1 protein-coding gene is annotated in these 1,505 nt (G+C 58.9%); it reads right to left on the minus strand.

The genetic code is table 11. The annotated features are described in order from the left end of the window. A partial coding sequence (locus ILP86_RS19460) for a protein rep (RefSeq protein ID WP_193762728.1) occupies nt 1–1,164 on the minus strand: 1,164 nt, incomplete at its 3' end. Nucleotides 1,165–1,505: the final 341 nt, after the last annotated feature.

A 1,505-nucleotide genomic window follows, 5' to 3' on the forward strand; every position in this document is an offset into this window, starting at 1 on the left:
ATCCTGCGGCTCTAACTGACCTAAAAACTCGATATCGTCCGGTGCCGCCTCGGCGGCCGCCTGATCATCGACCTCGGCGACGCCAACGCGCGCTTTCAGGCCGTGCGACCAAAACACCTGACGTTTGCCCTTCATCGCGAACGCATAAGCCGTGAACAGCCTTCCTGAGCGCTCACAGCCATCCATAGAGCGCCGTAGCAGGCCGAACGGGTGCATCCCCTTGGCTGACTTCGCCCCGCCCTTAGCAACCTCCCTGTCGACGCCCCAGTGGCGGCTATCATCCTGCTTGGCCAGGTAATCGCTGGCTGAACACCAGGCTTTTACGTCAACCGCATGCTCATCGAACCCCGCATCGCCCGCATCGAGCAGCCCCGCCCGCTGGCACGACGCCCGCCACCGCTTCCGAACTTCCCCCGCCAATGCCTCCGCGTCGGCATCCTTACGGATAAACCACAGCTCATGGGTATGGGGATGCCAGCCGTTGTCGCCGTGGGTGATCTCAAGCGACCGGATAAGCCCCTGGAAGCCATAGCGGCCCTTGAGCTTTTGCCATGCTTTGCCCGACCTCAGGCGCGTCAGCGCATCCCGCTGCTGTTCCAGAAGCTGATCGATTTGGTGCCATGAGCGGTGTGGGAACGTCAGCGTGACCAACACAGGCTGCCAACCCTCGGCATACGCCCAATCCACCGCCGTAGCGATCTCCTGCCGCCGTTGCTCCTGGATTTTGGCCGAACAGACCGGACACGCCCACACTGACCCGCAATGAATCAGCCCCGAGTAGTGAGCACGGCCTTCTTTCTGGTGCACCTGGACGTCACCGTGGCGGAGCCAGTTGCAACCTGCCGTGCGATGCACCGTGTGCCAATAGGCCAGATCAGCTCGCCGACCCTCATGCAGGAACAACCGACGACCCTCCGATAACAGCTCGAAGCGCTCGAAACGCAGCTCCCGCCTACGTTCAGACGACTTTTTACCGCTCGCTTTGATGGCTTTCAGGGGGGGGGGTGAAGAAGATTTCGCAAATGTCCCAAGGGCGCTCACTGCACGACCGCCAGAACCCACCTCACAGGCACGCAAAAACTGCCCTGGAGCACCTTTGAATGGCTCAGGACGGCGCAACTTGGCGCGTAACTGCTGGAGAGATGGTTTAGCGGGTCTGTGCATCTGCAAAGCCTTTTAGGGCCTTGCAGAGCTTGAGGTTTAAGCGCTCAATGCTCATAATGTCCCTTACTTACTAGGTGGAAACCCCAGGGAGGCCTTGCCGGGCCGTTGATCTGGGGTTTTTCATGCCCGCAATTCGGGTTTCAGAACAGCATATCAGAAAAACCAGCACTGATAAGCCATCCAAACGTCACTGAAAAATCCCGCTACTGGGAAAATAATCCGGTGTTACTAGACCAGCTCTCAGAAAACGCCGCGCATTCGCAGGACGGGCAAGCCCTTGTCCTTTGAGCATCTGCACTCGGCGGCGAACTAAATCATCTGCTTAGACACACCAAAAAACC

Source organism: Microbacterium sp. R1, assembly GCF_015159725.1.
Lineage (GTDB): Bacteria > Actinomycetota > Actinomycetes > Actinomycetales > Microbacteriaceae > Microbacterium > Microbacterium oxydans.